This window comes from Nocardia sp. NBC_01009, from assembly GCF_045208035.1.
Lineage (GTDB): Bacteria > Actinomycetota > Actinomycetes > Mycobacteriales > Mycobacteriaceae > Nocardia.
In genome coordinates, this window is the sequence record NZ_CP108695.1 from 615,079 (window position 1) to 628,875 (window position 13,797).

Below are 13,797 nucleotides of genomic sequence, written 5' to 3' on the forward strand. Positions count from 1 at the left end.
ACGATGGACCAACAATTGATCGTCCTCAACCCGACAGGGACTGACATCCAAAGGGAGTCCGCGGACCTTCGAGCGCTTGGACCTGCCGTCTTGGTTGAGCTGCCCGGCGGTGTCAAAGCGTGGTCGGTTACCGATCCCGAGTTACTCATGCGCCTGCTCATCGACAAGAGAGTGTCCAAGGACGCCCGCCAGCATTGGCCAGCACTCATCAATGGTGAAGTACCGCAGACCTGGTCGCTTCTTCTGTGGGTGGTAGCGGACAATATGTTCACCGCGTATGGAGCCGACCATAAGCGATTGCGCAAACTGGTCGCACCCGCGTTCACCGATCGCCGCACCAAAGCGATGCGCCCGCTCATCGACCGCATCACCGCGAACCTTCTGGACAAGCTCGAACAGACCCCTCCAGGTGAGGCGGTCGACCTGCGTGAGAGTTTCGCCTATCCACTGCCGATCCAGGTCATCAGCGAGCTGATGGGTGTTCCGGAGTCGCTGAACAGCGGCCTGCGCGCGTGTGTCGACGGAATCTTCGACACTTCCCTCGGCCCAGAGGAATCGCACGCCAATTACATGGAGATGTACCGGATTCTCGGCGAGCTGGTCAAGTTCCGTCGTGACAAACCCGGCGATGACATGACGAGCCTGCTGATCTCGCACGTGGACGAGGAGGACGGCTCGCGGCTCACCGAGCAGGAACTCATCGACACGCTGCTGCTTGTCATCAGCGCTGGCCACGAGACGACGGTCAATCTGCTCGACCAGGCCATCTTCGCGTTGCTGACCCACCCCGAGCAACTCGCCGCGGTAGTAGAGGGCCGGGCGGCTTGGTCGGACGTCGTCGAGGAATCATTGCGGTTCCAAGCCCCGGTAGCGCACCTACCGCTGCGATACGCCGTGGACGACATCGACATCGACGACGTCCATATCTCCAAGGGCGATGCAATCCTCGCCTCCTACGCCGGTGCGAACCGTCACCCGAAGCTGCACGGTGACACCGCGGACACCTTCGACGTCACCCGAGCCTCCAAGGAGCACTTGTCCTTCGGCTACGGCGCCCACCACTGCTTGGGTGCCCCGCTTGCCCGGCTGGAGGCCACCGTCGCGCTGCCCGCCATCTTCGAGCGCTTTCCGAACATGCGGCTGGCCGTGGACCCGTCGGAGTTGAATACCGTGAACAGCTTCATCTCGAACGGACATGAAACACTGCCGGTGTACCTGACAAGCGAATAGACAGCCCTACTGACCTGTCCGTGTTCGCGACTCCGTCGCGAACACGGACACCAAGCGGCAACTTGTATCTGCATTCGATTCGTGGCGTGAATTAGCTTGTCCCCTTGCGATTACCGGGCACGCGCCGTGACAGTATTTCCGCGGGCAGCTTGCCGTGCAATGCCGGAACCTGGTTGTTCTGAACATCGAATGGCCAGGCTTCGCGACGTCCTCCGTACGGTTGTACCGAGCAGATTCCACTGAAATCTCATGGGCGCAGGTATGAAGGCCCCTGCGCAGGCTCCCGAGGGCCTCGCAGGACCGTATGCAGGAAGCAGTAATGCAGTGTGACGTGGGGTCTTTCGCTGACGTCAAGCCTTGGCCACTCGCGCTCGACTGCCCTACAGGACCCGAGCCGGCATGCCGGTGGTGTCGGTTGTGATCGGTCTTGAAGTCACCGATGACCACGCGTGCCTCGAGCAGGCTGGTCCAGTGGTTGCGGTTGAGGTGCAATGCAGACGTTCCGCGTGCTGGCGGTCGCCTGCGGCGATGACCCCACCCACCCCCGCCACACCATGGCGGCGGGGGCCCGGGGCATCAGTTCATGCGGCGGTGGGGTCGAACTCGGCGGTGACGCGGTCCACGAGTTTCTTGGCTTCGGGGCTGTCGTGGTCGGTGGGCAGCTCCACGGGCTGTCCGTTGATCGGGACGGTTACCGGCCGACGGTTCGCCAATACCTTCCCGGCACCGTTGCCGAGCGGTACACCGGCAGAGGCCAGGATGCGGCCCACCACGGTGTCGGCGCCGACTGGCGGGAGGGCTACGACGCCCTGCGGCCACTGGACGCCTTTGATTTCGAAGAACTCATGGTAGCCGCCTATGTGCTGGTACCCGACCTGTTGCAAGTACAAATCGTCTGGCGTCGAGCCTTGCGTTTGATTTATCTCATCGTTGAACGTGCCTTGGAACACGCCGCTGGTGGGTTCGAAGTGTGCATACTGGCCCGACACGGACGCCTGCATCTCGAGCAAGTCGAACACAGCCTTCATACCGTCGGGAGCAGGCTGGTTGTTCTTGGAGTAGAGAGCCTTGGCGCCATCGATGTCGGGCGGGTTCCACATGTGCGGGACGATGTCGAGGTCGTTGGCGTAGCGCTGCACTCGTTGCAGGCGTTGGGTGGTGTAGTTGACGAATTCCTGATTGCAGAAACTCGGTCCGGCGGTCGAGAGCACGCTGATCCTGGCTTTCTCGGAATTGTCCCATAGCCATTGGGTGTCGCGCAGGAACAGGGCCAGCGTGGGTGATAGGGCACCGCCGAGACTGTGGCCGGTGACGGTGAGGTCGATCGCCTTGTCGCCGAGCGTGCTCAGGAACTCGGGCAAGGTGTGACCGGCGCCGGGACGGGGGCCGGAGGGTTTGAGACTTATGAGGGTTTTCACCCCGATGGCCGTGCCGATCGTGTGCAAGGCGGCGCTATTCGCGAACCACGGCGTCTGGAGAATGAAGGAGTCCTCGACGAGCCAGTCGAACACCAGTGCGTCGCTGCTGCCGGCCATGGCGATCACGTACCGGGAGCGATCCTCGGTGCTTCGCACCATGTACAGGGCGTTGACCGCGTACAAGTCGGTGTCGAACAGCGCGACCCCCGGACCCCATACGATCTCCCACCCCCCGATGACCTCCTGGTTGGTGTCGAGATACTGCTGGATCTTCTGATAGAGCGTCCCCTCCAGGTCACTGTCTTCTTTGCTGATGCTGTTGACCAGATTCGCGTACTCGCACAGCTGGTATGTGATCTTGTCTTGCAGAGTCGGCTCACTGATCGTCGTGGATCGTGCAGTCATGTACCGCTCCTTGCCGTATGAGTTTCATCCGAAACAGAGAGGAGAAAGCGGTGACGCGCATTCACACGCCGCGTCCGCATCGGGGACAGATCATCCCGGACCGGTAGCTGTGGATACGAGTCTAACCCGAATGGGGTGAGTTGACTGTAGGAGTGGGGATGTCGGTGGTCAGGCGGCTGGGGCGTTGGCGGACCGCGATATTCGGGTGGATGCTGAAGGTGTTGCCACTGCGCCTGTTAGCCCGAGGTACTGCGCGTATCCCAGCGCAAGCTCTGGTTACTTATAGCGACCTATATAGCGCGCCCGCGACCTACAGCCCGTGCTGCTACAGGCAGCAGGCGAAGTGAACGCGGCAGCGACCCACGGCCTGTCCGATGCGCAGATCGCAGCCTTCATGCGCACGCTCTCACAGGTGGTCGACAACTTCGAAAGCGACCGCGCGAACGACGGCTGACACCATCAGGCGAAAGGCGATTCGCAATGTTCAGACGCCTCCATCCGATTGCAGGCACAGTCGGCCTGTTAACCATTCTGACGTTTTGGATCTCCACCATCACCACCGAGATCTCCGGCTCCAGACATGCCATTACGGTGGTCAAACAGGCAATCCCCTGGGGGCTGCCGGTGCTGGTGCTCGCCCTGGCTTTCGCCGGAGCGAGCGGAGTACGGACCGCCGGGGGTCGAACCTACCGTCCATCGCAGCAAGAGACGGCGCATGCCGTTCATCGCGGCCAACGGCCTGCTTATCCTCATCCCCTCCGCTATCAGCCTCGATATCCTTGCCTCACACGAGAACTTCGGCGCTGCTTTCTACTGCGTGCAGACGCTTGAACTCATCGCCGGAGCCATCAACATCGCCCTGATGTCGCTCAATATCTGAGACGGTCTTCGCCTTACCGGCCGTTTGGGGTGGCATGACAGAATCCCGTTCAGCTCCCGATCGACACCACGGCGCTGTGCGCGAAATCCGACACGGGTCCGACTGCGCGGGCTGCGGAGCGTGAATCGGTTTGTGGCCAAGTTTGATTCGTTGATGTCGCGAAGCCTGTGGCGAATCCGATCGCCACACACGGCCATGCCCACCCTGGCACGGAATGGAACCGGGGGCAGTCCCTTCGACCTTGCCGTTGGTTTGTGGCCGGTAGGGACGTGTGCGTTTGTGGACGACCGGTCCGAGGGCATCGATGAAGGTGCGGGATCTGTAGCAGGAACCATTGTCGGTCAACACTTTTCGGATGGTTCTGCCGGTGGCGGTGAACCAGGCGTTGGCGCGGGCCCCGAACGCGGCGGCGGTGTCTTTGCGTTCATCGGCGAGCAGTTCGGTGTAGGCGAGCCGGGAATGATCATCCAAGGCAGTGCGTAGGTAGTGGTAGCCGCGCATCGGGTTGCCGTGAGCATTGTTGACCCCGATGGTTTTGTGCGCCTGGGAGTTTCGTTTGCCAATGGTGCGTCCGAGTTTGCGCCAACCGGCGCCGTCGGGGATCTTGCCGAGCTTTTGACATCGACATGGACCAGATCCCCGGGGTGGTCGTGTTCATAGCGGCGCACTGGTTGGCTGATGGCGCGGTCGAGCCAGCGCAGCCGGGCCAGCCGGTAGCGGGTCAGGACCCGGTGCACGGTCGAGGGATGCAAGCCGAGTAGGTAGGCGATGCGGGCGGGTCCCGATCGGCGCAGGACACGGACTTTGATGATGCGGCGTTCGGTGCGTGTCGGTGTCCGGTGTGGGCTGCGGTGGGGCCGCGAGGACCGATCAGCCATGCCGGCAACACCGAGAAGCCGGGTAGCGACCCGCCTACCGCGACGCTGTGGTCGCCGAGACTTGGAATCGTTCGGCCGCTCTTCGGAGCGGCCACCCTTCATCGACGACACAACGAGCAAGACGCAACCGGCCCAACTCCGACAACGGAGCGTTACGGTGAGACACGAAGACCTCCGGAAGGTGAATGCGTTCCTAGACAGCTCGCATCTCACTCGGAGGTCTTCGCCATGTCAGCTCGCCACGCCGTTACCAACGTCCATGGTCAGTACACCTAGGTCAGAGCATAGACGCACGGTTGCGGATCGTACCCAGTCATTCCTCGAAGCTCGGCCGAGTTCCATAATCCAAGGCCGTCGCCGTGGCGTAACCGTCACTGAGGGTCGGACGAGCCGATGACTCAGGATCCAGAAGCGGGCTGTTCCCATCTCCTTGCCGCTGAGCTCCCCACACAGCGGAGCTGACGGTGGCGCTGGTACCAGGCAGGTATCCGTCGTGCTCGGCTCGTCCACATGCGCACACCACAGCCGACTCCACAGTACTGTTGGCAGCGCTGCCGATATCGCTCGTGTGCCTGGAGGATTCGATGTGGGAAGAGAACTTTTACCAATTGTCGATCACGGCAGCGCGCCAAAACGGCCTGATCACGGCGGCGCAAACGAGACGGGTGGGCGTGGACGACGCAATGCTCGACCGATTCAAGGAATTCGGCCTGATCCGCGAGCTCGACTGGTCCGTTTACCAAATTTCAGGAAGCTCCTACAGCCCCAGGTTCGCCTACCCCTACGCTGCCTGGCTCGCGATTTCGCCCGAGACCTTCCGCTGGGAGCGACCCGAAAGACTCCACGAGGACGCGGTGCTGTCGCACGAGTCCGCCTGCGCCCTTATCGGTATCGGTGCCGTGAAATCGATCGGTGTGCGGTTCACCGCGCCAACGGAACGTGCTACGCCACGCGCGGTGCGAATCACTGCCGTGCCGCTGACTCCCGATGGCGTCATGGTCCACAACGGCGTGCCGGTCACCACACCACATCGCACCATTCTCGACCTCGTCGCGGAATGGACCGCCCGAGACGACATCAGCAGAGTCTGCACCGATGCGGTGCGGCGAGACCTGGTGAATCTGCGCGCATTGTTCGAGGATCTGACATATATCGCCGACGAGTACGGGCTCCCTACTGGTGGTGCGCATTTCGTCGACTATTTCATGCCGGAATTGCGTCCGGAATTGTTGTCGCCGCGGAATCTGCGCACTTACGCCGAGCTGATGTTTCCCGACAAGGTTGCCGAGGTTCGCCCGCACGTCGATCGAATTCTGCTCGAATTGCGCGGCGGATCCCCCGATTCGGCTGCAAAGGGCGATGAACGGATCAGCACGGATGTCGCTGCGGAGATCGTCGGGCGAATCGACGGAGCCCGCCCGCGGCACTGAGGCTCTGTCGGTCACCGAGGCCCTGTTACCTCTATACGTCCCGCCGACGATCCGGGCAACGGATTCCGGAACACACCCCGGCCGTATTCGGGCCAGGCCGCGCGAATACGGCCGTCCGAACCGACGATCACGGTCACCGTCACGCCGTCGCGGACGCCGATGACGTTCCAATACCCATTGGCTTGGAACAGCGCCCGGTCCGGCGCGGCGGCGATCTCCTTGATATACCGAACGGCGGTGGCGTCATCCCAGCGCTCGGGGAACTCCGTCGTCCCCGGAGTGCCTGTTCCGTAGCGATGCCCACCGCCCGTATCACCATCCAAGATGAGTGTGAGGTAGTAGTCGGGTATCGAAAGCCGTTCCAGCGGCGGGAACTTGGAATGCGTTGCCGCTCCTGGGGCATTCCACGCGGAACCGCCGGGCGGCGCGTCGTATGGCTCGATCCGGTGGATGGGGTTGCGCGAGACGACACGGTCGATCGCTTCGTGCAAATGCGCTAGCTCGGACGGCTCCAGTCGGAAGACCGAAAGGTCTTTCGCAGCCTGATCACGAAGGCACGCGGCGTCGAACGTCTCTGCGAGCGCATCGACGACGGCCCTGGCACGGGCTTCCGGCGCGACGGTGTACGCCGTGGCGATCCGGTTTGTGGTGTGGGCGGGCGCCTCGTTTTCGTTGTACAGCGTGAAATACGGGTGCACGACCGAGGGGCCGCCGTAGGTCTCATCGGCGGTATAGCCCGGCTCGACAACGCCTTTCAGCGCCAGCCGGATGGCGTCCCACTTGGTGGCGATCCGCTCGGGCGTGGTCTCTTCGGTGTGCAGCCAACGATTCAATTGTTCCGCATACTTTTGGCTGTTGTGCCAGTCCCGGTCGCTCCATGCCTCCCACTCCTTGCTCATGAGCCCCGCCGAACGCCCGAGCCGCTGCGACCAGCGACCCAACTCGCCAGTGTCGATCAGGCTGATAATTCGGCTGGCGGTCACCGAAACCTTGGCAGGCCGATAGAGGGCGACGGGTTGACCGCGCCGATTCGTCGGATCGGGTAGGTCCGGACCGACCGGCACGCGTTCGATCGTGTGGAGCGGTGCCGGCAACTGCTCGCCCTCCGGATGGAACTCCGTCTTCGGCGCTCCGGTGTGCGGATCGTAGACGGGTTTGCCTGCGTCGGTCACCGCAACGCGGCGGCCGTACTCCCACGGTTCGGAGTAGTGCAGCCAGCGGTTGGCCTTGTTACCACCGTATTCCGTTGCCGAGGTGTACACCGTCGGTACACCGAGGACGGTGGGCGTCTCCAACGACCCGCTCTCCATGCCGATCTGTACCACGTTGCGCTCGGTGCCGAGCCGGTGGAAGAACAGCGCTTGCTCGGCGCGCGTCAGACCTTCCTGCTCCCAGAACTTGACAAGTGTGCTCGTATCGACGACGTCCAAAACCCCAGCGTGACGCCATTCCTCGCGCAGTTCGGGCCGTCCATCGAAGAGATCGTCCCCGATCAGCACGATCTGTCGGTCGGGTTGCTTTGTGCTCAGCATCTCGATCATCTGGCGAATATGCTGCGGCCGGGAGTCCAGCTGGGGTCCGCGCTGCCCGAACGGCCGCGAGTCGCGGACCCACACCAGCGTGTACTTCTTCGCACCCGCATTGTCACCTTCATGCGCGGCGAACAGTCGATCCAAGACGAATCCCACACGCGCATCGTGGTTTTCCGCGACTTTCCCCTCGCCACGCATGGCATCGACAATGATCTGGCGCGTTTCGATGGGACGCTCTCGGATCTCGCTCAGCGTGAACAAGTGCGCGCGCAGCCAGCGAGACGAAGGGTAGGCGGTATCGCGGCCCTCCTCGCCGCGCACCACCTGGATGCGGCTCGGATCGATGCCGTAGTCCTGGATGAGGCGGTCTCGAATCCGCAGCGCCGCACGCAGTGGATCCGCCTGCAATCTGAGCAGGTCCTTGACCAGCTCGGTATGCGGGACGTTGTGGGCCTCCAGGCCGCGCGCCCATCGCGAAAATGCCACGGCATTGGCCTGATCAGCGGACATTCCTTCGGGAAGCTCACCGAGATAGCCGATATGGGATTGGTGCGCGTTGGACCGGCTCGCATCGAAATCACGAATCGCCTGGTAGGCGATTTCGACCGTGGTCCCTCCGTTGGCTATCAGCGCCAAGCTGTGGATGTATTCCTCGCCACTTTGATGTGTGTAGAAGCGCAGGTGCTTGTCATCCAGGCTTGCGACGTCCGACGGTGTTTCACCGATTCTTATCAGCTCGCGTTTTACCATGAACACTCTGTCCTCGATGGACTTCGTGTCGGCGGCCGCCGTCCGGTCGAGGTAGGAATCCAGGCTGAGGGCCGGGTCCGAATGTCCCGCAAGCTGATCCAACTCCGCGATTCGCTCCGGTCCGACGACAACCGGCGACGGTGGGGCTGCGCCGGTCCCCTCGATTCGGCGAACACCCTCCGAGTGCGCTGGGTTCCTTGCTGTGGCTACCTCCGCAGGGGCTGCCGCCGCGGGGGCGACCGCCGGGTGTGCGCCCGCAGTGTCGGCGCGCGACGGCGAATCGATCGCGGACGCTGCGGCTTCGGTGCTCCATAGTCGCTGCTGCGGATCCCACTGTCCTTGTAGCGGATCGCGACTGAACAGCGGCGAGAGAAATTCATCCGCCAACGGCAAAGCCTCGTGCAGCGTCCGAAACGGGAGCGCATCGGTTGCTTTGAGATTCTCACCGAACCAGTGGGCCCAATCCTCGTTCGGCAGTTCGAACCTGTCGGGCACGGGCACTCTGACGCCGCTTCCCTGCCGCCAGGTGATCTCCGTGCGCAGATATTGCTGCATGGTCTCGCCGTCGAACGAAGAATGCAGCGCAAGCACAAGGACATCCGCCATGTCCTGTGGCCGGTACGGCAGCTCGCTACCCGCCTTCTGGCATTTCCACTTTTCAATGGCGTCGATGAATATACAGTCCGGGCATTCCTTCGCCGGATATCCGTAGGTGTACATTCCGGCGACTTTGTGCGCCAACGCATCCTGGACGGAGAGCAGGCGTAGTTCCGGCTCTGGCCCCATGTTGTCGGTACGCAAAATCTGTTCCGGAAAGCCGACGATCTCAGGGGCGGAGTGCATCGGGATGGCACGCTTGCCGTTGAGGTCGATGCCGACTGTCATCACTTCTCTGTCACCGATGAAGGCTTTATGGAACATGCGGACGCCACCGCTGTCCAGATCCACCTCGGAGTCGAGCTCGAATCTCAAGTAGTCGCCGTGGTCGCGCTCCAGGGCCGCGGTGTAGTCGCGCACCATCGTCTCCCGGTCGGCACCGTTGATCCGGACGAGATCGATATCCGTGCTCGGACGAGCATCGGGGATGCGGGCAAGCATCGATTGCCCACCCTTCAGCACCCAGTCGTGCGGGTTGACGGTGAAGATGCGAGACAAAACACGCTGCAGTGTGAACTGCTGAACCTCTTCGAGAGGTCCCCTGCCGGTACCTTCGCACGCAACTTTCGCCGCGTCGAGGAGCTCATTGTGGAACGCGATCACTGCACGCGTGTCGGCGTAATCCGTCGATCCCCGGCTTTCACCGAGACGTACCGACTGCGAAGCCGGGCTCGGATCGCCCGCTTCGTTCTCCGTGCGCGGCTCGAACGGAGTCGTCCGTCGCCATGGTGACGGCGCTGACTCGGACGCGGCAGGTGCCGACGCCGACGCAGGAGGGCCTGCCGGATCCGGTGGGGGCAGCGCAGGCGGCGAGTCCGGTTGTTTAGGGCGACGCTTCCGGCGATCATCAGGCTGGTCGCCCATTGTCGCCTTGGCCCATGGGTTCAGACGGCGTCGCTCTACCGGCTCGGCCGGTGCCGCGAATTGTCGGGGTGGCGGCCCGCCGATATGGGGCGATTCGAACGGCGCGCCTGGGGGTTCCGGATCCGAAAGAATCGTGTAGCGGGGAGCCTCGGCGGGTATTTCCGTCGTGGCAGGCAACCGGGCCAAAAGGGGGTCTTGGCTGTGATTCGGAGGCGTGTCCTCCAGAGGGGCTTTCGTGCCGGTCCATGGGGAGACCGGGCTGTTCGGTTCTTCCGGCTCGGCGGGGACATTGAATGGTGACGTGATGGGGGCCGGTTTGGCAGGTAAATCCGCAGGGGATTGAGCGGGCAGATGCGGGATCAGCGGCGTGATGTCCTCGGGCCGTTCCTCCTCCGGTGGATCTGGAACACCTGGTAGTGGCACGTAGTCCGGCTTCGAAAGGGTTTGCTCCTGGGGCAATTCCTCCGGAAAGTTTGGCTCCGGTCGAACATACGGATTCGGAACGCTACCTTGGTGGTGGGGCCCCGGGAAGATGAGCGGCACCTCCTCGGGCTCTTCGTCCTCGACGTCCTGCCGAACGCTCATCGCGCCGAGCAGGTTCGGTGAACCGTCCGGAGCCTCGGCGGCGACTGGATGCACCTGCGGGATCCGCGTCGGCGAACCGGGCTCCGGTATCGTTTTCAGCGTAACCGACTGTGCGGCAAGGTTGTGTGGGTCAGAGGCGGGGTACTGAGACGTCGGTGGTGCGACATCGAGAGTGGCGCTCAATGTATTCGCCTGTGGCGCTGAGCTATTCGCATCTACGGAGAACCGCGCCTGCCGCGAGGGTGTGCGATCCGGAGAAGTCCACGGCGTGGCCTGTACCGTAGAATCGTGTGTGTTGGGGACGGGGCCTAGCGGCACCGATGAGGTGTGGTCCTGAACAGATCTCGAGGTGCCCGCTCGGTCGGCGGGGCCGTTCGGTTCGGAGAACAGTCGTGGTGTCGCTGGTGGTGTGAGGCCAGGCCCTATCTTCGGTGTAACCGACTGTGCTGGAGGGGTATTCGCATCGGGGGTCGGCCGCGCCGGCCCCGCCGAGGCGTCGAGGCCTGTCTTCGGTGGATTGCCTTGTGGCGTAGCGACGTTCGCGTCAGGGCCCTGGTATGTTGTCGAGGGTGTGAGATCTGGAACCGTCTCCGGCGAGGTTGCCAGCACGCCAGGGCTGTTCGTGTCGAGCGGAGGACTCGGGGTGGCCGATGGTGCGGCCTCCGACGTTCCCTCGCCCAGGATCTCCGCCAGCGCCGCATCGAATGCATCCATGGACTGACGGAACTCCAGCTCGGATGCCGGCCGCTCGAGAACGTCAGCACCACCGGCCGGTCGGTGCCCCATCTCGTCGCGTGGACCGTGCCCTCTCGGCGCTTGCCCGGGCTCGAGCCCCAACACTGCCTTACCTTTGGCATCGAAGGCGGCACCGTGCGTGCTCTCCACATGCGGCGTGATTTCTTGAACCCATTGCTCGACAGCATTTTCCACGTATTTGGTGCGTATCTCGCCGACCCGCTGCCCCTGCGCGTCGACGATCCATTCTTCGACCTTGTTGCCGGATATTTTGCGGATCGTGTTGCCGACCTGCTCGTGTATCTCGGTATGCCCCTGCGCGTTCTTGCCGACCCCGAACGCGTGCGCACCGGCATCTCTGAACTGCACGCCGCCAAAAATTGACCCTTTGGCGCGTTGAGCGTGCTCGACCAATGCGTTCGGTGACTCGTAGGTCAGCCAATCCGCCCCTAAGCCTCTCGCGACCTGGTCGCCGCTTACCCCCTTGGCTCCGGCAGGTCGATCGCCGATCACCGACAGATCGATGGCATCGTTCCCGGTTTGTTCCTTGATGTACGACGCGGCTTCCGGGGCACAGTTCCGCTGGCTTGCGCCTACTTCATGTGCGGGCACGAACCCCCCACCACCGTCGCCCGCGACCGGCGGCGTCTCGCCGTTGAGGCTCTCGGTGGGTTTCCCGGCAGCATCCTGCCCGTGATGTACCGAATCATCCGGCAAGCTGGTCGATTCGGCTGTCAGGGTCTGTTCGATATCCGGGGCAGCGACCTCCTCTGTGGTGGATACGTGGCCGCTTTCCTCGGGCTTCCCGGCAACCTTGCCTTCGTTCTCGACCCGAGTCCCGGTTTCCGGGAGCGCGGCTTCCGCGACTCGGCGCTGATTCGCTGGCGCGTCCGCGACCGCACCTGGCCCCGGTGTGTCCTGGCCGGTGCGTACGGCGGCCTCCGGGGCGCTGACCTGCCCAGTCGAAGCGGTCGGCCTGCCCAACCCGCCTTCGGCTGGTGCGAATACGGTGGCGGTCGCGTTCCGCGCTCCGGGTGAGGGTTGGGCGCCGCCCGCTGGTGGTGGAGGGTGGGGGCTGGTTATTTGTGGGGGATGGATGTTGCTGTGTCCGAGCACGGCGGGTGGGGTACCGCGACTTGGTGGTCTGCCTGGGGCGTCGGGGGGCAGCCTTATTTCGCCGAGGTTCAGTCTGTCGAGCGCGGCTCGGGCTTCGGCTTCGGCCTTTTGCGGGAGTGTCGCCTTGTCTATGGGCTCGAACCGACGTGCGCCGGGTGCTTCGGCGCGATTCTTCATGAACTCGCCAGCGGCGCGGGCTTCTCGTGGTTTCATGTTCGCGATGTTCTCGGGGGTGAGGTCGCGGACAACAACTGCTTCGGCCTCTTTACCCGCGGCCATCATTTCCGGGGTCAGCCCGTCGGCGCGAGCTACTTGTCCCTCATCGGCCCCGGTGACGGGTTCCCTTGCGTGCGAGGGGGTGTGCTCGATACCTCCGAGGTCCGACACCGCTCGGTTGCGACTATCTCCAGTCGCCGACGCACCTGTGTAGCCCGCAGTCCTCACACTCCGGTATCCGGCACCGAGACCACCGACCAACCCGCCACCGACCCCCATCAACACCATGTCGGCCAGATTCCCGTAATTGCCCGTCAAATATCCCGCGGTCAAACCACCCGTCAACCCACCCACCGCACCACCGGAGACCCCCGCCGCCACCACCGCAGCCACCCGCCAACCATTTTGTGCAGTCTTCGACACCGCGTTCGCCCCCAAGCGGCTCACCGCGGGCGCGACGACGCTACCGACCGCCCCACCGAACCCCCCACCGACCGCGCCGGCGGTGGCGGCGATCCTCACCGCTTTCCAATCCACCGCCTCGCGGTCCCCATGCGCGACCTGAATACCCTCGGCGACCGCACGAACCCCACCCATCATCAACCCACCGATCACCGCACCCCGCACGGCCATCGCCACCATCAGATCGCGCCACGCCACGCTCATCGCCGCACCCGCAGCGGCCCGATGCGCCGCGGCCGGCGCAACCCCGGCGAACCCCATCGCCAAGTCCCACGTCAATTGCGCCGCCAACACCGACGCGATCCCGATCACCATGTACTTCTCGAGCTCGAACTCGGTAGCAGCCTCGTACAACTGCTCGGCCATGCTGTCGCTGTATTTCATCAGCCGGCGCGTGCCTTCGGCGAGCTCCGAATATTGCTTGCGTATCGCCTCAGCGGTAAAACCGTTCGCTGCCGCCGCCACCGCCCGCTGCTGCGAAGCCTCGATGCCGTGCAGTACCCCGGCAAGTCTGTTCGCCGAGTCCGACCACGCGTCCGCAGCGCGCCGCATTCCTTCGATCTTCGCGTCGGGCACGTACCCGAACATCGCGATCTGCACGTCCGGAGGGACCCCGGGCAGCAGTTGCTCAGCCACCAG

Annotated in this window: 5 protein-coding genes and 1 pseudogene; 3 read left to right on the top strand and 3 right to left on the bottom strand. The window is 63.5% G+C overall.

Annotation, left to right across the window (positions count from 1 at the left end; genetic code table 11):
• Positions 1 to 3: 3 nt before the first annotated feature.
• On the top strand, positions 4 to 1,230 hold the full coding sequence (locus OHA42_RS02810; RefSeq protein ID WP_406234309.1) for a cytochrome P450: 1,227 nt from the start codon (positions 4 to 6) through the stop codon (positions 1,228 to 1,230).
• Positions 1,231 to 1,811: 581 nt separating this feature from the next.
• Here the strand turns inward: OHA42_RS02810 and OHA42_RS02815 are convergent.
• Positions 1,812 to 3,053: a lipase family protein gene (locus tag OHA42_RS02815; protein ID WP_406234311.1), complete on the bottom strand. Its 1,242-nt coding sequence runs from the start codon at positions 3,051 to 3,053 to the stop codon at positions 1,812 to 1,814.
• Positions 3,054 to 3,768: 715 nt separating this feature from the next.
• Between OHA42_RS02815 and OHA42_RS02820 the strand changes: the two genes are divergently transcribed.
• Complete coding sequence (locus OHA42_RS02820) at positions 3,769 to 3,933, top strand: hypothetical protein (protein WP_406239937.1); 165 nt, start codon at positions 3,769 to 3,771, stop codon at positions 3,931 to 3,933.
• 93 nt (positions 3,934 to 4,026) lie between these two features.
• Here OHA42_RS02820 and OHA42_RS02825 read toward each other — a convergent pair.
• Positions 4,027 to 4,977, bottom strand: a pseudogene (locus OHA42_RS02825) (IS481 family transposase); the annotation flags it as partial.
• 505 nt (positions 4,978 to 5,482) lie between these two features.
• On the opposite strand from OHA42_RS02825, the gene OHA42_RS02830 reads away from it, so the two are divergent.
• Positions 5,483 to 6,241: a hypothetical protein gene (locus OHA42_RS02830; RefSeq protein ID WP_406234312.1), complete on the top strand. Its 759-nt coding sequence runs from the start codon at positions 5,483 to 5,485 to the stop codon at positions 6,239 to 6,241.
• A gap of 11 nt (positions 6,242 to 6,252) precedes the next feature.
• Here OHA42_RS02830 and OHA42_RS02835 read toward each other — a convergent pair whose 3' ends face one another.
• A complete protein-coding gene (locus tag OHA42_RS02835; protein ID WP_406234313.1) occupies positions 6,253 to 13,794 on the bottom strand; it encodes a nucleotidyl transferase AbiEii/AbiGii toxin family protein in 7,542 nt (2,513 codons plus the stop codon).
• Positions 13,795 to 13,797: the final 3 nt, after the last annotated feature.